We start from the raw sequence: 21,143 nt of genomic DNA on the forward strand, positions 1-21,143 counted from the left end.
ACTCGTTACCGTCCTTTATGATATAATCGCGCGAGTTTAATAAGTACAAGAATAGGACACGCTTTGACTTCGTCTCCGGAAAAAGCAGACAACAACAAGAATGCAGCACAGCCAAGTTCTTCACAGAACGAAGCGAAATCGAATAAGCCTGCATCGAACCGACCTGCTAAGCATTTAAAAGCTAAACCTGCCGATCATTCAGCAGCAGCCAATACAAAAGCATCTCAAAATAGCCCAGCTTCTCTTCGTAAAGCGCTCAACGAATGTATGATGCGCGATCGCTTCCGTTTGAGTAAGCGAATTGCTGGTGCGAGTAGAATTAAAAACGAACAATCCAAGAACGTTGTCTTCGATGAGATTGCGTTAGACATTGCCAAGTCTATGATGACGGCAAATCAGCGTGCCTCGCACAAACCAACCATCGAATACCCAGAGATTCTCCCAGTTAGCCAAAAGCGCGATGACATTGCGAAAGCCATTGCTGAAAACCAAGTGGTTATCGTGGCCGGCGAAACGGGCTCGGGTAAAACCACTCAGTTACCAAAGATTTGTTCTGAGCTTGGCCGTGGCCGCATGGGCTTAATTGGTCACACTCAGCCTCGTCGTCTTGCGGCACGTTCAGTTGCCAACCGCATTGCGGAAGAGATGGAAACACAGCTGGGTGATTTTGTTGGTTATAAGGTTCGTTTTAACGACCAAATATCTGATAAAACACAAATCAAATTGATGACCGACGGTATTCTACTGGCGGAAATTCAGCACGACCGTTTCTTAAGCCAATACGACACCATCATTATCGATGAAGCCCACGAACGTAGCCTGAACATTGACTTCATCATGGGTTACCTAAGAGAGCTTCTGCCAAAGCGTCCTGATCTTAAAGTTATCATTACATCAGCGACCATCGATCCTGAGCGCTTCTCGAAGCACTTTAACAATGCACCGATCATTGAAGTATCAGGTCGAACGTACCCTGTGGATACGCGTTACCGCCCACTAGGTGGTGATGAAAGTGATTCAGATCGTGACCAAATCGAAGGTATCTTTGAAGCCGTTGATGAGCTGTGTGATGAAGGCCAAGGCGATATCTTGATCTTCATGAACGGTGAACGTGAAATTCGTGACACTGCCGATTCTTTAAGTAAACGTAACCTGCGTGATACTGAGATTGTTCCGCTGTACGCGCGTCTTTCTGCAGGCGAACAGAACCGTATCTTCCAGTCTCATACTGGTCGACGCATCGTTCTGGCGACCAACGTGGCAGAAACCTCGTTAACGGTTCCGGGCATCAAGTATGTCATCGACCCGGGTACGGCACGTATTAGTCGTTACAGCTACCGTACTAAGGTACAACGCCTACCGATTGAGCCAGTGTCTCAGGCGAGTGCGAACCAACGTAAAGGTCGTTGTGGTCGTGTTGCTGAAGGTATCTGTATTCGTCTGTACTCTGAGGAAGATTTCGAATCACGCCCAGAGTTTACTGACCCAGAGATCCTTCGTACTAACTTAGCATCGGTTATCCTTCAGATGACAGCGCTAGGCCTAGGCGACATTCAAGCATTCCCATTTGTTGAAGCGCCAGATAAACGTAACATTCAAGATGGTGTAAGGCTGCTTGAAGAGTTGGGTGCGATCGCGACAGTCGAACCGTCTGCGAACAAAAACAAGAATCAAGGCGACGATAAGAAGAAGCTAACCGCTATTGGTCGCAAGCTCGCTAAGCTGCCGATTGATCCGCGTTTAGCGCGTATGGTGATTGAAGCGCCAAGTAATCGGTGCCTGCACGAAGTGATGGTGATTGCTTCTGCGTTGTCGATTCAGGATCCGCGTGAGCGCCCATCAGACAAACAACAATCGTCTGACGATAAGCACAAACGCTTCTTTGATAAAGAGTCAGATTTCATCACGTTTGTGAACCTTTGGGATTACGTTAAGCAGCAACAAAAAGAGCTGTCGAGTAACCAGTTCCGCAAACAGTGTAAGCAAGATTACCTGAACTATTTGCGTATCCGTGAATGGCAAGATGTGTACTTCCAAATTCACCAAGCGATGCGTGAATTGGATACTAAGCTGAATACAGAACCGGGCAGTTACGACGGCATTCACATGTCTCTGTTATCTGGTTTGCTTTCGCACATCGGCATGAAAGACCAAGAGAAGAATGAGTATCAAGGTGCACGTAATGCGCGCTTCCATATCTTCCCTGCGTCTGGCTTATTTAAGAAACAGCCTAAGTGGATTATGTCTGCTGAGCTGGTGGAAACCTCAAAACTTTGGGGTCGTGTTATCGCCAAGATTCAGCCTGAATGGATTGAACCACTAGCAAAACACCTGATTAAGCGCAGCTACAGCGAACCACATTGGTCGAAGAAGCAAGCGGCAGTAATGGCACACGAAAAAGTGATGCTTTACGGAATCCCAATCATCCCGAAACGTTTAGTGAACTACGGTGCGATTGATGCCACTGTCAGCCGTGAGTTGTTCGTGCGCAGCGCTTTGGTCGAAGGTGAGTGGGAAACCAAACATGCCTTCTTCAAGCAGAACCGCAAGCTACTGCAAGAAGTGGAAGAGCTAGAACATAAATCGCGTCGTCGTGACATCTTGATCGATGATGATGAGTTGTTCGATTTCTATGACCAACGTGTTGGCGAAGAGGCTGTTTCAGGCCGTCACTTCGATACATGGTGGAAGCAAACCAGCCAGAAAACACCAGAGCTGCTTAACTTCGAAAAGTCGATGCTGTTCCGCGGTGATGCAAGCCACGTTACTGATTTGGATTACCCTAACTTCTGGCACCAAAATGGTATCAAGCTGAAGCTGAGCTACCAATTTGAGCCGGGCGACGACAACGATGGTGTAACGGTCCATATCCCACTGCCTATCTTGAACCAGATTGACCAAAACGGTTTTGATTGGCAGATCCCAGGCCTACGCCAGGAACTGGTGATTAGCCTAATTAAGTCGTTACCAAAAACGCTACGCCGTAACTTTGTGCCTGCGCCCAACTACGCCGATGCGTTCTTGGCTCGTGTGACACCACTTGAAGCACCGTTGCTGGATTCTCTTGAAAAAGAGCTGCGCCGCATGACGGGCGTGGAAGTAGTTCGTGATGACTGGAAGTTAGACCAGATCCCAGAGCACTTAAAGGTAACATTCCGCGCTGTAGATCATCGCAAGCGTAAGCTTAAAGAACAGAAAGACTTGCATGAGTTGAAAGAGAGCCTGAAAGACAAGGTTCAAGAAACGCTTTCTAAAGTGGCAGACGATGACATCGAACAGCAAAACCTGCATACGTGGAGCTTTGGTGAGTTACCAAAAGTCTACCAGCAGAAACGCGGCGGCTACGATGTTAAAGCCTTCCCAGCGCTGGTGGATTCTAAAGACAGCGTAGAGATCAAACTGTTCGAAACCGAGCAAGAGCAGATCTCGGCAATGAAATCGGGTCAGCGCCGTTTAATCCTGTTGAACGTGCCATCGCCGATCAAATATTTGCACTCGAATTTGCCGAACAAATCGAAACTTGGTTTGTACTTCAACCCATACGGACAGGTGCTCGATCTTATCGATGACTGTATCGCTTGTGGCATTGATAAGCTGATTGAAGAGAAGGGCGGTTTGGTTTGGGAACCAGAGCAGTTTGAAGCACTGAAAGAACACGTACGTGCAGAGCTGGGCGACAGCGTTGTTGAGATTGCTCAACAGGTTGAAACCATCCTAACGACCGCATTCAGCATCAGTAAGAAGCTCAAAGGACGTGTCGATCTTTCAATGGCATTCGCACTTTCTGACATAAAAGCTCAGGTAGAAGGTTTGATTTTTAAGGGGTTTGCCACAGAATGTGGGTGGAAACGCCTGCCGGATATTCTACGCTATATGAGAGCGATTGAACGCCGCATGGAAAAACTGCCGATTGACCCGAACAAAGATCGCTTGCATATGATCAAAGTTGAGTCAGTAATGAATGATTACAAAGAACTGCTGAATAAAATCCCAAAAGGGATCGCGGTTCCAGAAAATGTAAAAGAGGTGCGTTGGATGGTAGAAGAGCTTCGTGTAAGCTTCTTCGCACAGCAGCTCGGTACGCCTTACCCAGTATCAGATAAGCGTGTTAAAAACGCGATTGATGCTTGCTAAAGGAATAAAACTAGACGCAATGGCAAGGTTTGGGTATAAATCTTGCTTATTGCTATTCTAATTAAATAGTTACTACAAAAAGGGCGACTTGGTGGCAATTTATTACCACGCAAGGCCTGCCACTAGGACGAAAAGGTCGAATATGAAAAAAACGTTATTGGCACTAGCACTGCTAGGTGCATCTTCAACAGCAATGGCTGATTCTTGGTTGTACGGCGGCGTAATGGGTGGTCAAAACTCATTTGCTGGTGAAGATGAAACGGCGATGGGTATCCACGTGGGTACTGGTATCCTTCCATTAATTGGTGTTGAAGCTGGTTACTGGGATCTTGGTTCTTTCGACAACGTTAGCTACGGTAACCGTGCTAAACAAGGCGTTGACGTAAGCACAGCTTACCTAGCGATTAAACCAAGCATCGATTTCGGTCCTCTACACGTATACGCGAAAGGTGGTCTTCACTCATACGAAGTGAAAGGCGATAACTTTAAGCAAGACGATGTGGACGTAATGTTTGCAGTTGGCGCTGAGTACTTTATCTTTGGTCCACTATCTGTTGGCGCTAGCTACCAAAACTTCAAAATGAAAGATGACGACTCTGGCGTTTTCTCTCTAAACGCAACTATCCACCTACTGTAATTAATCAGTAAGGCGATCGTAGATAACGGTCGGATAGTCGTTAAAGAGTTCGTTAGAATTCATAAAAAATGCCAGCTTGATAGCTGGCATTTTTGTATCTGTAGAATAGTAATGTCGCTGACTTAAGCGGTATAAGTTAAGCGAGCAGCGCTATTTCTTACTGTTTAGAATCTTCTGAATTCTTGGGTTAATCGCTTTGCCGTGTTGGCTTTCATACTCTTCGCGTTTCAAGTCGTTCAAGTTCTTCACTGAGTTAGCGGCAAGAAGGAACTGCGGTAATTCTGTTTCCAGCATGCCTTTCTCATCTAAACGCTTTGCTTCCAAATAGTATTTCTTAAACAGGCCATCGAGCTTGTTTTCAGCCGTGCGCTTCAAGTCGTACAGTTTGTTTTGGATTAGCCATTTTTCAATGTTGTTAACAGCTGCGCGCGACAACACACGAATACGGCTATCAAGCAGCTCTTCTTCAGTCAAAGAATCTTTAAGGATCCAAAGCTCACCCATTTGCGGCGGCCAACTGTTGCCAAGTTGAATACGCTCATGACAGTGCATTAGCACGCGGTTAAGGCCGTCTGAGTCAACAGAGTGGGCGAACTCAAGAAACTTACCGCTCGGTTCACTACCGTATTGGTATTCCCACTGAGTTTCGTACACGCTCAAGAAAGAACCGAACACATGGATACACCAATCGGTTAGCTCAAGCTCTGCTGGATCTTGATCAACAACAGGCACTTGCTGAGACGCACCAGAGCCCGCAGCGTTTGGTGTCGCTACTTTTACTTCTGTACTTTGTGCTTCAATCACTTCAGGTGCGTTAGGCTGTACGGTAGCGTCAGGTACAACAGGTTGAGCTGGCTCAGAAGGTTGGCTTTTTGCCTTTTTGAATGAGCTGCTGCCTGAAGCGTTCAGATGGGCTAAGCTTTTGTCTATACCCATTTCCTTGAGCTTGTCCTGCATTTCCTGAATATTGAGAGGTCTTCTGCTGTTGTTGTCTTTCATTTTGCTTCTCGTTAACTAGCCAGTACTGCAGCTTGGATTCAATCCGAGATAATGGCATTAATTCATTGGCTTTGGCTTTATACCAGAGGACAAATTTCTTCCATACTAAACTATGGTCACCGGTCAAACCGGAGAATTTAAACGCACGTTCTGCCCATGATGGTATCTCTTCTTCGTTGAGATCATGAGTAGAGACGGTGTTGCTGTTCATTGAGCCTCGACCTTGTGGGCGAGGGGCCTGCTGCATGTGTTGCATTGGTGCCGGAGCAGGCTGAAACTTGGGTGCAGGTGCAGGTGCAGTAGAGTAGACCGGAATACTATTGGTCGGTTGAACCTCAACGTGCGCCGTAGCTTGCTCTTGCTCAATGAGCATTTTGAAAACGTGAATCTCTTTCTTATCTCGATAGTCTACTTTCACCTTATCGAGGAAACCTTGGTCGACTAAACACTTAAGGCAGTCGGCTAAACCAAACGTAGAGAGAGCACAAAGCTGACCTGCCGTTTGTAGGCACACATTGGTGTAACCGAATTCATCAGCACCATCTGCAAGCATCAATAAAACCAGCTTTTCTGCTGGGCTAGAAGTATTCACTTGCCAAGCTAAATAAGAATATTTGGCGCTCAATATCGTGTTCTCAAAAAAGGTAAGTCGTTGTCACTATTGTAAGTCACCCCTTACCGAATTTATAGCAACTTAACAGAAAACGACATTAGTAAGCCAAATATTGACCATAAGGAGAGGTCTGCCCCAAAAAGTAAGCCTACACTCATTCATTCTAGGTCAGAAGGTGGCTAAAGATGGGGTTTACGTCCGTCTTTTTCGGGTCTGATTCTGCACCAAGGCTTAAAATAACGTGGTCTATTAACGTTAAGAATGAGCTTCTAAACTTTCGTGTTGTCTTCATGAAAGCACCTATCTTCTCTCTCTAGTGACTGTTGATGATTTCTCTATCTACTTATTGACCTATTTATCCATACATTCATAGCTTGTATTTAATTTATAAAACACCTTGATATGATCAATATTTGCGCTATTATGACGATAAGTCAGAAATGACGAAGCGTCACAAAATGGTTAGCCACATGAATTTACTATTCGTGTTAATATATTGGACAGGAGCGTTTTAAATGCTGATTAAGCTTAGGGAATAGCTAAGCTCAAATACGGACTGAAAAATTATGTTTGGCTTTGGTTGTAAAGGCGATAAACAAAGTATCTTTGGTTGCAAGGCGGTGCTGTCTAAGAAGCAGCAATCCATCGCAGACCGAGAAGTAGAATTGATGTTGTTAGCAAAAGATCTGGTTCGAGAACAAGGGTTCGGAAACCTGACGATGGATAGGCTAACAGCGGCAAGCTCTTATTCTAAAGGTACGATATACAATCACTTTTGCAGTAAAGAAGACGTGGTTTTAGCGTTATGTATTCATTCTCTAAAGTCTGAGGCACTGTTGTTTGCTCGTTCTGGAGAGTTTGAAGGCAACTCACGCGAAAAGATTGTCGCACTGCACGTTGCGTACCGAGTTTATGCTCGTATGGAACCGGTATTATCAACTTGCGCGATTATGGCGAAAAGCCCATGGGTACTAGAGAAAGCCTCCAGTGCACGCGTGGCCGAGATGAATCAATTAGAAGAGATCGTTATCGAACAAGCGGATCTGCTCGTCAATCAAGCAGTAGAAGCCGGTGACCTAAAGTTCTCTTCTGGCGTGGGTTCAGATGCCATTGTATTCGCCAACTGGTCAATCGCATTTGGTTCAAATGCTTTGTCTCAGAATGCTTCAAACAGTCATTGTATCAAGCGGTTACAAGACCCGTATTCAGTATTACACAATGCGAACATGATTTTAGACGGCCTCAACTGGCAGCCTCTTTCTACTGATTGGGACTACCGCAAAACTTGGCGCCGTGTAGAACAAGAACTGTTCAGTGAAGAAGTCGCTTACTTAGAGTCAGTAGGTCGATAAGCTTCAACTAAGCCCACCTATGTGGGTTTATTAATAACCATTAGTGACGATTCGTCATAAACTTAAGTTTAGCCTAGTGTGGTTTTGGTTTTCTTGAGTATATGACTAAGAATTGTGTTTTTGTCAGCTTCGGCTGGCTTTTTAAGACACAACTATGACGAATCGTCACAAATGGAGACTGTGATGGAACATGACAGCCAGAAGCCCGCTTTCGATCACCAAAATCGAGATAACCGTAATGTCGATAGCGTAAACGGGGATCTAAATAACAGTTGGCACTCAATACCGACCAAGCGTTCGTTTATCGTCCTGCTGGTGGTTTTTTCAATCATCATGCTCTCTGCATTAGGGGCAAAGAACCTCTACTTTAGAGGGGACTACAATATCTTCTTCGAAGGCACCAACAAACAGTTGATGGCGTTCGATGAAATCCAAACCACCTTTGCGAAAACTGACAACCTCGCGATTGTCGTCGCACCTGAAGGCGGTAATGTCTTCACTCCAGAAACCCTCACCTTAATTCAAAACCTCACGGTCGATGCGTGGCAGATCCCGTACTCAAGCCGTGTCGATTCGCTTGCCAATTATCAGCATACCGAAGCCGTTGAAGATGACCTCTTAGTGGAAGACTTGCTGTACGAAGAATACGAGCACACGCCAGAGCGGATCGCCAAAGTAAAACAGATCGCACTCAACGAACCACTGCTTAAGAATGCTTTAGTATCGGCCTCCGGCGATGTGACCATTGTTAACGTGACGGTGCAATTGCCCGAAGTGGACAAAACGGCGGAAGTACAAGAAGTCATTGCGGCTATTAACGCCATGATTGACCGCTATGAAGCACAATATCCCAATGTTGAATTCCATAAAGCGGGCATCATTGCCATGAACAACGCCTTTATGACTTCGGCTCAAGAAGACAGCTCAACACTGGTGCCATTAATGCTGTTGGTGGTGTTGGTGTTCCTGACCTTTATGTTGCGCTCGTTCTTTAGTGTGGTGGCTACCTTAGTTGTGATTATCTCTTCGATTGTCGCGACCATGGGTTTGTCTGGCTGGGCAGGGATGTTCCTCAGCACTGCGACGGTTAACGTTCCAACCTTGGTATTAACCCTTGCCGTTGCCGATTGTGTTCACGTGATTGTGACCATGAGACAAGCCATGCAGCGCGGGATGGAGAAAGCACAAGCCATTCAATACAGCATTAAGCTTAATGCGATGCCGATCTTAATTACTTCTGTCACCACCGCGATTGGCTTCTTGATGATGAATATGTCGGATTCTCCCGTATTACGAGACTTCGGTAACTTGTCGGCATTGGGCGTGATCATCGCGTGTTTCCTCTCTGTGACTATGCTTCCTGCGCTATTAAAACTCTTGCCAGTGAAAACTCTGCCAACAAATGAAGCTGCGGAAAGCAAAGTAACCTTTATGGATAAACTGGGCGATTTTGTGGTGGCTAACCGTAAAGCACTGCTGCCTATTTCTACTCTTGTGATTGTTGGCGCTGCGGCGTTAATTCCGTTGAACAAAGTGAATGATGAATCGGTGAAGTATTTCGATACCTCAAGCGAATTCAGACAAGCAGCCGACTTCATGGAACAGACCGTAAGTGGTATGACGACCATCAGTATCGCAGTCAAAACCAATGAATCTCAAGCGATTGCTGATCCTGTGTTTTTGCAAGCGATTGGTGACTTTACCGATTGGCTACGTGTTCAACCTGAAACCGACCATGTTGCCACGCTATCCGATGTTTACATGCGTTTGAACAAGAACATGCACGGCGATGACGACAGCTATTATCAATTGCCGCTTAACCGAGAACTTGCCGCGCAATACCTGCTGCTTTACGAGATGTCTCTGCCGTACGGCTTGGACTTGAACAACCAAATCAATGTCGATAAGTCATCGATCAAAATGGTGCTCACGGTCGACAACCTAGGCAGCGTGGAATTGGTTGAACTCGAAGAACGTATCTACTCATGGTTTGCAGCCAACGCGCCGCAATATGAAGTGGTGGCATCCAGTCCGTCACTGATGTTTGCTCACATAGGCGAAACCAACATGGCGAGCATGCTATCAACTCTGCCTATCACCTTAGTACTTATCTCTGGCCTGATGATCTTTGCATTGCGCTCGGTTCGCTTAGGTTTAATCAGCCTAGTCCCAAACATTGCCCCAGCGATTATCGGCTTTGGTTTGTGGGCGCTTATCTCTGGTGAAATCAACTTGGGTCTGTCAGTCGTGGTCACGCTCACACTGGGTATCGTGGTCGATGATGCAGTGCACTTCTTGAGTAAATACCAACGCGCCAGAATGGAAGGGAAATCAGCGGAAGAAGCGGTGCGTTACGCCTTCCACACCGTTGGACGCGCATTGTGGATCACAACTGTCGTGCTTGTGGCTGGTTTCTCTGTACTGGCGATGTCGAGCTTCAGACTCAATTCCGATATGGGCTTGCTCAGCGCGATTGTGATTTTCATTGCGTTAGTAGTCGACTTCATCTTGCTTCCAAGCCTGCTGATGATCTTCGACAAACAGACGCACTATTCAGATAAACCTCAGCACGAATCAAAGCTGTCTAAAGCCGAGTTATCTAAAACAGAGCTATCTAAAACAGCGCAAGCTAACCCAGCCGGCGAACTGTCTGCTTCAACCAAATAAGGAATCGTCAGCCTGCTGCGGTGGGCTGACTCAAGGAGAAATTTATGAAAAGCGTTAAACAATCATTCGTTACCACATTACTTTCCGTCAGCTCATTAACCGTCGGCACGTTAACAATCGGCGCATTCGCGGCTTTCCCAGTGTTAGCAGACCCTGCGAAAGGCTTAGAAATTGCCGAGCAACGAAAAGCCGTCGATATGGGGTGGGGCGATTCAGTTGCGACCATGGAAATGCTACTTCGCAACAAACAAGGCGAAAGCAGCTCGCGCCTAATGCGATTGAAGTCGTTAGAAGTGGATGATGATGGCGACAAAGGGCTGACCATTTTTGATGAGCCGCGTGACGTAAAAGGCACGGCTTTCTTGAACCATTCACACATCTCTAAATCGGATGACCAATGGCTGTACTTGCCTGCGTTGAAACGTGTAAAACGCATCTCTTCGCGCAACAAATCGGGCCCGTTTATGGGCAGTGAATTTGCTTACGAAGACTTGAGCTCGTTCGAGTTAGGAAAGTACACCTTTAACTACATTGAAGACGCCAAAATCGAAGGCGTCGATACCTTTGTCTTGGAGCAAGTTCCGACCGATAAAAACTCAGGCTACACCATGCAGAAGGTATGGCTAGACCAACAATATTACCGCCCCGTTCAGGTTGAGTTTTACGACCGTAAAGGCGCATTGCTCAAAACTCTCTCGTTCCAAGACTACAAACAATACCTAAACCAATACTGGCGAGCGCACACTATGTCGATGCAAAACCACCAAACAGGCAAGAGCACGGTACTAACCACGACAGATTTAGCGTTCCAAACTGGTCTTAAGGACAAAGATTTCCAGAAAAACACACTCAAACGTGCAAAGTAAGGCAAGAATATGAAAAGGATTGTGTTAACAGGAACGCAGTTATCTTTAACCTTGGCAGCGACAGTTGGGCTTATGCAGGTGTCGTTGCCATGTGTGGCGGCTGGATTTAGCTCTGAGTTCGTAGAACAGGTCACCCCGGAGCTAGCAGGGCAGGTTAACCTTGAACACAGGCAGTTCTTTAGCGACGGCTTGCAAGGGCAAGATAAAGGGCAAAGCTCGCTGGTGTTACAACCAGAGTTTTATTGGGAACAACAAGAGGGCAATGGTAGCTTTACCTTCACGCCGTTTTACCGCCTAGACAGCGAAGACGATGAACGAACCCATGGCGACGTTCGTGAAGCTCTGTACCTAACGTATTGGGATGACTACGAACTGCGAGCCGGTGTCGGCAAGGTGTTCTGGGGCGTGACCGAATCGGCGCATTTGGTCGATGTGGTCAATCAAACCGATGCCATTGAATCGGTCGATGGTGAGTCGAAGTTAGGTCAGCCTATGGTGCACTTTACCTCAATCAAAGACTGGGGAACCATCGATGCCATGTTATTGCCGTATTTTCGTGAGCGTACCTTCGCAGGGGAAGACGGTCGCTTAAGGCCGACTGTACCTGTATCGGACGATGCGCTTTACGAATCGTCGAGAGAAGAAAAGCATGTTGATGTGGCATTGCGTTATAGCCAAATGTACGGCGATTGGGATGTCGGTTTAAGCTACTTAGGCGGTACAAATCGCGACCCTTATTACCGTGTGGAAGGCAATCAGCTCAAACCGTATTACGCGCAAATGCAGCACTTCGGACTCGATGTTCAAGGTATTATCGGTGACTGGTTATGGAAGCTGGAAAGCATTTATCGCGACAGCTACGACAACCACACCGGCGTGGTAACAGGCTTTGAATACACATGGGTTGGGGCGCTTGAATCCTATTGGGACATCGGCTTCATTGCGGAATACTTGTATGACAGCCGAGGTAACAATGCCCAAACCATCGGCCAAAACGATGTGTTTCTTGGTGCACGTTTCGCCTTGAACGATGAAGACGGCACCGAGGTGCTCACGGGTATCACTCAAGACTTGGACAACAGCGATGTCTACAGTGCCAAGTTGGAAGCATCCAGCCGCATCAACAACAATCTCAAGTGGCGATTAAACGCTTGGTTGTTTGAGAACGAAACCCCAGAAGACTTATTGTTCTTCGCTCGTAAGGATGATTTTGTTGAGGTAGCGTTGGAATATTATTTCTAGTGTTAGTTTGGTGGGGCGCTCTTGTTAAAGGGGGCGTCTCAGATTTAAGACGCGCTATATTTAGAATGTTCAATGTCATCTTTTTATAAAATAGAGCAAATAATCGAATAGTCCCAAAGGTAAAATGGTTATATTTTTCGAGTATCTATAACCTCCGAATATGCATGTAAATTGTGCTGGTGGTATCGGCCCTAAGGGATCTATGAATTTATTTAATTGGGATAAAAACTTTGAAACAGGCATTGGTGTTGTAGATGAACAACATCAATACCTTGTTGGTTTTATCAACCACTACGGAAATCTTTTGTCAGAGAATACTATCTCTATAGACGACATTAACATCGCTTTACTCGAACTCGCGCGCTATGCAGAATTTCACTTTAAAGAAGAAGAATCTTTGATGAGAGATTGTGGTGTCTATGAGTTACACATTGAAGAACACATCAAAGTGCATCGTGTATTTATGCAAGATATCTACAGTATGCAAGCGTTCATCTTAGAAGAAGATCAGGTGTCAGCACGGCAGTTATTGGACTTCCTCATCCATTGGCTTACTTACCACATTCTCGGCATCGACCAAAACATGGCGCGACAAATGGTCGCCATAGAAGAGGGTGCAACACCTCTACAAGCCTTTGAAGCAGAAGAAAAGCAGCAAGACTCTTCGACTGTCCCGCTGTTGGCGGCGCTTAATGGCCTATTTGAACAAGTCTCTGAACGAAACAAACAGTTGTTACGCTTCAACCAGTTACTCGAAGACAAAGTCGAGGAACGTACCGCAGAATTGAAACGAGCGAGTAAGAAACTTGAAGAACTGTCGTTAACAGACTCACTCACTCATTTGCCTAACCGCCGCAGTGCCTTTAAACAGTTAGCGCTACATTGGCAAGATTCCAAAGAGCTGGGCATGCCTTTAGTGTGCATTATGATTGATGCCGACAACTTCAAGCGCATTAATGACACCAGTGGTCATGATGCAGGTGACTTGGTACTACAAACCCTCTCGCGTGAACTGAAAAATACGTTCCGTAATGATGATATTGTTTGCCGGTTAGGTGGCGATGAGTTCTTGGTTATTTGCCCTAACACCGACCTTAAAGGTGGCATGCACATCGCGGAAACGGCTCGACAGAAAGTGTCTCAACTAGAGGTTGAAACCAGTCATCAAGTTTGGATTGGCAGTATTAGTGTCGGTGTGGCTGAAATAACCCAAGAATTCGAGTCCATGAATGAGTTGGTTAAAGCCGCTGATGAGTCCGTTTATTTAGCGAAAAACGCAGGCAAAAACAGCGTTTGTTCGATTCAGATTTAGAGCTCGGTTCACTCGAGATCGAGAGTACCGTTCACTTCAGATCTAGAACACCGCTCGCTTTAGTCTTTGAGCGCTACTCACTTTATTTTTTGAGCGCTATTCGCTTTAATTCTAGAACCTAGTTCACTTTAGTTTTTGAGTGCGACTCACTTTAAAATAAACAAGTGGAACCTGTATTTGTTCCACTTCTTCCTATTCCTCATTAATATCCTGTTAAATTTGCCGTGTTTTTAGTCAATAACTTGCTCTTTTAGCGATTCAATTTGGCATTGGTAGCGTGTTTGATTACTATGTGTAGCTATCTAAAAAAACTAATCATCCGATACGGACACTACCAACTGGTAGATGAGGAAATGATGCAACATCTAGAAGAGATCATTGCTAATGCAACGACTGCTATTGATACAGCAGATTCGTTAGTCGCACTTGATGAAGTGCGAGTTCAGTATTTAGGTAAGAAGGGTGAACTCACTCTTCAACTACAAAGCCTAGGTAAACTTCCACCTGAAGAGCGTCGCACTGCTGGTCAAGAGATCAACAAAGCGAAAGGTGCTGTTCAACAAGCGATCGCAGCTCGCAAAGACGCACTACAACGTGCAGAGCTTGAAGCGAAACTAGCTGAAGAAACTATCGATGTGAGCCTACCAGGTCGTCGCATTGATAACGGTGGTCTTCACCCAGTAACTCGCACTGTTGAGCGTATCGAACAGTTCTTTGGTGAGCTTGGCTTTAGCACTGAGTCTGGCCCTGAGATCGAAGATGCATTCCACAACTTTGATGCACTAAACATCGCAGACGATCACCCAGCTCGTACTGATCACGATACTTTCTTCTTCAACCCTGATCTAATGCTACGTACGCACACTTCTGGTGTTCAAATCCGTACGATGGAAAACGGCAAACCGCCTTTCCGCTTCATTGCTCCGGGTCGTGTTTACCGTAACGACTACGATCAAACTCACACGCCAATGTTCCACCAAGTGGAAGGTATGTTAGTTGATGAGAACGTAAACTTCGCTCAACTTAAAGGCATTCTTAACGATTTCCTTTGTAACTTCTTTGAAGAAGAAGTTGAAGTGCGTTTCCGTCCTTCATTCTTCCCGTTCACAGAACCTTCAGCTGAAGTTGACGTGAAACGTAAAGATGGCAAATGGCTAGAAGTTCTAGGCTGTGGCATGGTTCACCCTAACGTACTTCGCTCTGTTGGCATCGACCCTGAGAAATACTCTGGTTTTGCATTCGGTATGGGTGTAGAACGTCTAACGATGCTTCGTTACGGCGTAAATGACCTTCGTGCGTTCTTCGAGAACGACCTTCGTTTCCTTAAACAATTCAAGTAATCCGGGGCAGTCAAAACTATGAAATTCAGTGAATCTTGGCTACGCGAGTGGGTTAAACCTGCAATTAACAGCGAAGAGCTAGCTCACCAAATCACTATGGCTGGTTTGGAAGTTGACGATGTAGAACCTGTTGCGGGTGTTTTCACCGGCGTTAAAGTAGGTAAAGTGGTTGAGTGCGGTCAGCACCCAGACGCAGACAAACTACAAGTAACTAAAATTGATATCGGCGAAGAAGAGCTGCTAGATATCGTTTGTGGTGCATCTAACTGTCGTCTTGGCCTAACTGTAGCAGTAGCAACAGTTGGTGCAGTACTTCCTGGTGACTTCAAAATCAAGAAAGCAAAACTACGTGGCGTTCCATCGCACGGCATGCTTTGTTCTTTCTCTGAGCTAGGTATCGACGTAGAGTCAGACGGCATCCTTGAGCTGCCAGAAGGCACAACGCTAGGTATGGACGTACGTGAGCTTCTTGAGCTTAACGACGTAACTATCGACGTAGACCTAACAGCAAACCGCGCAGACTGCTTCAGCATCCGTGGCCTTGCTCGTGAAGTTGGCGTACTAAACCGCGCAGACGTTACAGAGCCAACAGTTGAAGCTGTTGCAACAAGCATTGAAGACACAGTATCTGTTGAAATCAAAGCAACTGATGCTTGTCCACGTTACCTTGGCCGTGTGGTTAAGAACGTAAACGTGAAAGCGGAATCGCCAATCTGGATGCAAGAAAAACTGCGTCGTTGTGGTATCCGTTCAATCGACCCAGTTGTAGACATCACAAACTACGTGATGCTAGAGCAAGGCCAACCAATGCACGCATTTGATCTAGCTAAGATCGAATGCGGTATCGTGGTTCGTCTAGCAGAGCAGGGCGAAAAGCTAACACTTCTAGATGGCAACGAAGCTGAACTAAACAGCAACACGCTTGTTATCGCAGACCAAAACAAAGCACTAGCAATCGCTGGTATCTTTGGCGGTCAAGATTCAGGTGTTACTACTGAAACGACAGACGTACTTCTTGAAGCAGCATTCTTCGCACCGGATCACATCCGTGGTCGCGCACGTGCTTACGGCCTTCACACAGATTCTTCTCTACGTTTCGAACGTGGTGTTGATTCAACACTTCAAGCAGCAGCAATGGAGCGTGCAACACAGCTTCTAGTTGAAATCTGCGGTGGTGAAGTTGCGCCAGTAAACGGCAGCGAATCTGAAGCTGATCTTCCTAAAGCAAACGTAGTTGCTCTACGTCGCGCTAAACTAGACAGCCTACTAGGTCACGAAATCCCATCGACAGACGTAGTGGAAATTCTGACTCGCCTAGGTTGTGAAGTTGAAAGCACTGATGCTGGCTGGACGGCAACGTCTCCATCTTGGCGTTTTGATATCGCAATCGAGCAAGACCTAATTGAAGAAGTAGGTCGTATCTACGGTTACGATAACATTCCAAACCAAGCGCCTAAAGCGGCACTTAAAATGAATGACCACAAAGAAGCTAACCAACCGCTTAAGCGCGTTCGTGACCTTCTTGTAGACCGTGGCTACCACGAAGCAATCACATACAGCTTCGTAGAACCAGAACAGCAGAAACTTGTTGTACCTGGTGTTGAGCCGCTAATCCTGCCATTCCCAATCTCTGCGGACATGTCAGCAATGCGTCTTGGCCTAATCCAAGGTCTTCTAAACACAGTTGTTCACAACCAGAAGCGTCAACAGTCTCGCGTTCGTCTATTCGAATCAGGCCTACGTTTCATCCCTGAAGCAACAGCTGAAAACGGCATGCGCCAAGAAATGATGCTTGCGGGCGTTATCTCTGGTACTCGTGGCGAAGAGCACTGGGACATTGCAACTAACACTGTCGATTTCTTCGATCTTAAAGGTGACCTAGAAGCCGTTCTTGAGCTTTCTGCAAACGAAATCGCATACAGCTTCAAATCTGCGAAGCACCCAGCACTTCACCCAGGTCAAACTGCGGCTATCGTAGTAGACGGCAAAGAAGTGGGTATCATTGGTACTGTTCACCCAGAGCTAGAGCGCAAGTTTGGTCTTAACGGCCGTACTATCGTATTCGAAATCGAATGGGCAGCTATCAACACTCGCGTGCTTCCAGAAGCAGTAGCCGTATCTAAGTTCCCTGCAAACCGTCGTGATATCGCGGTTGTTGTTGACCAAGCAGTCGCTTCTGGCGACATCGTAGAAGCGTGTATCGCTGCTGGTGGCGAATTCCTAACAGGCGCTAAACTGTTCGACGTTTACGTTGGTCAAGGCGTTGAAGAAGGTAAGAAGAGCCTAGCAATCGCACTTAGCCTACAGTCTGTAGAGCGCACACTTGAAGATGCAGACATCGCTGGTTCAGTAGATGCTATCGTAGCTTCAATCTCAGAGAAATTCGGCGCAGCACTTCGCGACTAATCTCTTTTGATAGATAGAAAAAATAAAAGGCCTCGCATTGCGAGGCCTTTTTTTGTGGAGCAGGGCTCTAAATCGTAACTGGAAAGGTGAACTAAAGATTAGACTCTCGAGTGATTTTATTTAGTTCAATAAAATCAATGCTTTAAAAGTAAGGGCGTAGTTGTCAATCTAGTTGATTTGATACTTATCTCGCCTCAATGTGAAGGCAGGGATTGTTCCTTCTAGTACCTCAACAATATGATTATTGATAATCTGAGATTCGATACCACCTGATATGAATGAAAAACGGTTGCCATCTTCTTTGTCTATTTCCACTTTAATAACTTGCTCTGAATCCGAAACAACAGCTAAATTAGGGTTGTGGGTTACCATTTGCGTATTTCGGTGATTGCGATCGCTCGTTTCGGTTTATTCCGATCACCTGATCCTACCGTTTTTCTCTCTTCTTATTTTTACTCTAAGTGATCGGATTGCGCCAGTTTTCTCATTGACTCACCTCCCAGTTCTATTCTATGACTATTGTGTACTAGCCGATCCATTAGCGCGTCCGCGACGGTGGCGTTGCCGATCATGTTGTACCACTCACTTACAGGTAACTGGCTGATGACGATTGTGCTGCTGTTTTGATAACGCTCTTCCAGCACTTCTAATAAGTGACCCGCATGCTCTTGAGTGAGTTTTTCCATCCCCCAATCGTCGAGGATCAGTAAGGCTTTCTTAGCCAGCGATTGGAGTTGCTTTTGATAGCTACCATCCAGACGACCAGCGGTCAGGTCGTCAAGCAAGCGAGTTAATCGGTAGTACTTAACCGTTTGTTGTTGGTCACAGGCGCTGGTTGCCAGTGCGCAGGCAAGATACGTTTTGCCTGCGCCTGTTGGGCCTGTAACCAAGATGTTCTGGTGTTTGTATAGATAACTGCCCGTCAGAAGTTCGCTCATCTGTTTACGATTGAGGTTTCGTCCCTCCTTATAGATGAGTTGGCTCGGCTGCGCATCTACTCTCAGCTTGGCTTGTCGTTTTAACCGTTGGATTTTGCTCTGATTGCGATTCAAGATCTCGCTTTCCAGAAGTAGGCTTAGCCTTTCCTCGAAGTCCAGTTCTGCGTAGGTGGTCAGTTGCTCTTGCTGCTGCTCTAATGCTTTCGCTGCATGGCTCAAGCGTAGGGTTTTGAGTTGGTCGTTCAGTGCATTCATATCCTTTCTCCTAGTGATAACTGTTCGGGCCACGAACATTGCTATGAACAAGATTTGGCGTACTCGTGTTGTCTTTACTCAGTTGTCCTTCACGATTGTTTTTCAACAAATTGCAGATGAAGGTGTAATTGGATTTTGTCAGCATCAGCGCATCTTTACAGGCTTGCTCTAGGCGCGATTCGCCATAGGTTTTACTGAGGCTGAGCAAGCCAAGGCAGGAACGATAAGACTGCTCTGGATGAGGCTTGGAGTTCAGCATCTTATTGACGACTTCTCGTGTGGCTGGCCCGATATTAGCTCCCCAGCTAAGCAAGCGCCCTGGCGACCACTTCTGATGTTGATGGTTGCTTGGCATGTGCTCTGGTTGGGTGCTGTTTCCTCGCTCTCTTTGGCTACGTGGATGCTGGGCCACCAAGTTACCTTTATGGTAGATCTGCACCAGGCGATTAGAGGCTTCCAACTCGACATGGTGACCAACAAGTTGATGGGGAACCGAGTAGTAATGACGGCGATATTCGATGTGATAGTCAGGGCCAACTTTGGCTCGTTTAGTTTCGGTATACAGATAACGCTGCCTAGGCAGTGGCTTTAATGCAGGTTTGTCGAGTTTATCGAACAGCGCTTGGCGGCTGGCGCCATACTGTTTCATCTCACGCTGATTTAACTCATTCATGAGTTCACGGATGGCGAGATTCAACTCTTTAAAAGTGTGGAAGGCTTGGTGTCGCAACCGCATCATGATCCAGCGTTCTACTAGGAGCACGGCATTCTCTGCCTTGGCTTTGTCTTTCGGTTTGTAGGGGCGAGCAGGCATCACGGCTGTTTGATAGTGATTAGCCAGCTTTTGATAGCTGTCGTTCAGTCTCGGCTCATAACGATTGGCTTTGGTGACTGCGCTGCGTAGGTTATCGGGAACTAAGAGTTGTGGTACGCCACCGAAGTGTTCGAACGCATTCGCATGCGCCTCTAACCAGTAGGGCTTCCCTTGGCTGGGGAAGGCTTCAACATAAGTGTAATTGGACGCGCCTAAAGTCGCGACGAACACCTCCGCTTCGCGCACTTCGCCTGTGTCAGGGTTGACCACCTGAAGCCGAGGCCCACAGTAATCGATAAACAGTTTATCACCTGCAACATGAAGCTGGCGCATGCTGCGTTTTTGGGTTTTGAACCAACGAGTGAAGTGCTCGCAGAACTGAGTGTAAGCGTAAGCTTGCTCTTGATATTGTTCATGATACTCCTGCCAGAGCAGCATCTTTGTCATACCTTTACGCCTGAGTTCGACTGCGTATTGAGTGAAGTCTGGCATAACTTTATCTCGACTGACTTTCTTGCCGTGATACAGCGCCTGTGTGAGATCTGCATCGCTGCAACTGTCGGGTAGAGGCCAACCAAGTTGGCTTTGTTTAAAGCGAGTAAGGAGTTCTGATACGGTGGACGGGCCGAGTTTAAGGCAAGAAGCGATACTACGATTTGAGAGACCGCAGTCGTATTTAAGGCGTAATACCTCTTTGATTTTGTTCATTGGAGTTCTCTTTTTGGCCATTGTCGCTTCCTTTCCTTCTTGTTTAAGAAGTAAAGAATAGCGAGCTATTGATTTAAAAGAGAAAAAGGAAGGGTTTCGGCCATTACGATCGCGGTTTTCGCTATTCCGATCACCGATTTCGGAGTTAGATTAAAAGTGATCGGATAATCGCGGAATCAGTGATCGGTTTAAACCGAAACGCTGTTTTTCAAGCAAGTTGTCGTGTTTTTTACAATTTAGTAACCTGAATGATTACGCTGCACACTTTTCAGGGTTCAAGTAAACCTCATCGATATAACTCCAGTCTCTTGTCTGCCGACTCCACCTGCCTGGGTGAGTTAATTGAGCACGTCGGTAGACTTGCATACGTTGTCGGAGAATTTCATTATCCTCGCCGCAATGCCTCTGCTGAGGTGTTACATACTTTATGCCACTGTGTTTATGCTCATTGTTATACCAATCAACAAAATTACCAACCCAGCACCGTGCGTCTTCAATGGAAGAAAACCCATCCATTGGCCATGAAGGACAATACTTTATTGTTTTGAACAACGACTCAGAGTATGGGTTGTCATTGCTTACTCTTGGCCTAGAGTAAGAGCTTACGACCCCAAGGTCATGCATCTTTGCACGCATGGTGTAACTTCTCATAGGAGCACCGTTATCAGAGTGCAAAGTAATGTTGCCTTGCACACACTTTTCCCGCCATGCTGCTCTTTGGAGTAACTCCGCTGCATATTCGCCTAGCTCCTGATCATACACTTCTGCACCTACTACTTTTCTACTGAAGATATCCATTATCAAATAGAGGTAATAGTGCTTCCCTCGTATTTTCGATGGCAGATAACTGATATCCCAGC

Annotated in this window: 16 protein-coding genes; 9 read left to right on the forward strand and 7 right to left on the reverse strand. The window is 46.3% G+C overall.

Features of this window, described 5'->3' with window-relative positions:
- The first annotated feature begins 63 nt into the window (after window positions 1–63).
- Window positions 64–4,134: an ATP-dependent RNA helicase HrpA gene (gene hrpA / locus H5300_RS05570; RefSeq protein WP_182795600.1), complete on the forward strand. Its 4,071-nt coding sequence runs from the start codon at window positions 64–66 to the stop codon at window positions 4,132–4,134.
- A 142-nt stretch (window positions 4,135–4,276) separates the two neighbouring features.
- Window positions 4,277–4,771, forward strand: coding sequence for an outer membrane beta-barrel protein (locus H5300_RS05575; protein WP_017088180.1), 495 nt, complete (start codon window positions 4,277–4,279; stop codon window positions 4,769–4,771).
- Window positions 4,772–4,921: 150 nt separating this feature from the next.
- On the opposite strand, the gene H5300_RS05580 is transcribed toward H5300_RS05575, so the two are convergent.
- The 3 genes from H5300_RS05580 to H5300_RS27845 form a co-directional block, all read right to left on the reverse strand.
- The gene (locus H5300_RS05580; RefSeq protein ID WP_017077898.1) at window positions 4,922–5,707 is read right to left on the reverse strand and encodes a hypothetical protein; all 786 of its coding nucleotides are present in this window, start codon (window positions 5,705–5,707) and stop codon (window positions 4,922–4,924) included.
- Window positions 5,628–6,395, reverse strand: a complete 768-nt coding sequence (locus H5300_RS05585; RefSeq protein WP_182795601.1) for a hypothetical protein — start codon at window positions 6,393–6,395, stop codon at window positions 5,628–5,630. Before H5300_RS05585 ends, H5300_RS05580 begins: the two co-directional genes overlap by 80 nt.
- 151 nt (window positions 6,396–6,546) lie before the next feature.
- The gene (locus H5300_RS27845; protein ID WP_259397574.1) at window positions 6,547–6,675 is read right to left on the reverse strand and encodes a hypothetical protein; all 129 of its coding nucleotides are present in this window, start codon (window positions 6,673–6,675) and stop codon (window positions 6,547–6,549) included.
- A 274-nt stretch (window positions 6,676–6,949) separates the two neighbouring features.
- On the opposite strand from H5300_RS27845, the gene H5300_RS05590 reads away from it, so the two are divergent.
- The 7 genes from H5300_RS05590 (at window position 6,950) to pheT (ending at window position 17,568) form a co-directional block, all read left to right on the forward strand.
- Window positions 6,950–7,735, forward strand: a complete 786-nt coding sequence (locus H5300_RS05590) for a TetR/AcrR family transcriptional regulator (RefSeq protein WP_017083379.1) — start codon at window positions 6,950–6,952, stop codon at window positions 7,733–7,735.
- A gap of 120 nt (window positions 7,736–7,855) precedes the next feature.
- On the forward strand, window positions 7,856–10,402 hold the full coding sequence (locus tag H5300_RS05595) for an RND family transporter (RefSeq protein ID WP_182795602.1): 2,547 nt from the start codon (window positions 7,856–7,858) through the stop codon (window positions 10,400–10,402).
- Between the two features lie 44 nt (window positions 10,403–10,446).
- Window positions 10,447–11,268 carry an outer membrane lipoprotein-sorting protein gene (locus tag H5300_RS05600; RefSeq protein WP_182795603.1) on the forward strand — a complete coding sequence of 274 codons (822 nt, stop codon included), beginning with the start codon at window positions 10,447–10,449 and terminating at the stop codon, window positions 11,266–11,268.
- 9 nt (window positions 11,269–11,277) lie between these two features.
- Window positions 11,278–12,510 (forward strand): hypothetical protein, encoded by a 1,233-nt coding sequence (locus H5300_RS05605; protein WP_102568872.1) that lies wholly within the window; start codon window positions 11,278–11,280, stop codon window positions 12,508–12,510.
- 160 nt (window positions 12,511–12,670) lie between these two features.
- Window positions 12,671–13,822, forward strand: a complete 1,152-nt coding sequence (locus H5300_RS05610; RefSeq protein WP_372306538.1) for a GGDEF domain-containing protein — start codon at window positions 12,671–12,673, stop codon at window positions 13,820–13,822.
- A 356-nt stretch (window positions 13,823–14,178) separates the two neighbouring features.
- Window positions 14,179–15,162, forward strand: a complete 984-nt coding sequence (pheS, locus tag H5300_RS05615) for a phenylalanine--tRNA ligase subunit alpha (RefSeq protein ID WP_182795608.1) — start codon at window positions 14,179–14,181, stop codon at window positions 15,160–15,162.
- Between the two features lie 18 nt (window positions 15,163–15,180).
- The gene (pheT, locus tag H5300_RS05620) at window positions 15,181–17,568 is read left to right on the forward strand and encodes a phenylalanine--tRNA ligase subunit beta (protein WP_182795605.1); all 2,388 of its coding nucleotides are present in this window, start codon (window positions 15,181–15,183) and stop codon (window positions 17,566–17,568) included.
- A gap of 168 nt (window positions 17,569–17,736) precedes the next feature.
- Here pheT and H5300_RS05625 read toward each other — a convergent pair whose 3' ends face one another.
- The 4 genes from H5300_RS05625 to H5300_RS05640 form a co-directional block, all read right to left on the reverse strand.
- Window positions 17,737–17,940 carry a hypothetical protein gene (locus H5300_RS05625; RefSeq protein WP_220503443.1) on the reverse strand — a complete coding sequence of 68 codons (204 nt, stop codon included), beginning with the start codon at window positions 17,938–17,940 and terminating at the stop codon, window positions 17,737–17,739.
- Between the two features lie 80 nt (window positions 17,941–18,020).
- Window positions 18,021–18,761, reverse strand: coding sequence for an IS21-like element ISVch3 family helper ATPase IstB (gene istB, locus H5300_RS05630; protein ID WP_048664423.1), 741 nt, complete (start codon window positions 18,759–18,761; stop codon window positions 18,021–18,023).
- A gap of 10 nt (window positions 18,762–18,771) precedes the next feature.
- Window positions 18,772–20,304, reverse strand: a complete 1,533-nt coding sequence (gene istA / locus H5300_RS05635; protein WP_048664424.1) for an IS21 family transposase — start codon at window positions 20,302–20,304, stop codon at window positions 18,772–18,774.
- 231 nt (window positions 20,305–20,535) lie between these two features.
- Window positions 20,536–21,143 (reverse strand): integrase core domain-containing protein (locus H5300_RS05640; protein ID WP_182795606.1); only part of this gene is annotated, 608 nt, incomplete at its 5' end.

Source organism: Vibrio sp. SG41-7 (assembly GCF_014164465.1).
GTDB lineage: Bacteria > Pseudomonadota > Gammaproteobacteria > Enterobacterales > Vibrionaceae > Vibrio > Vibrio splendidus.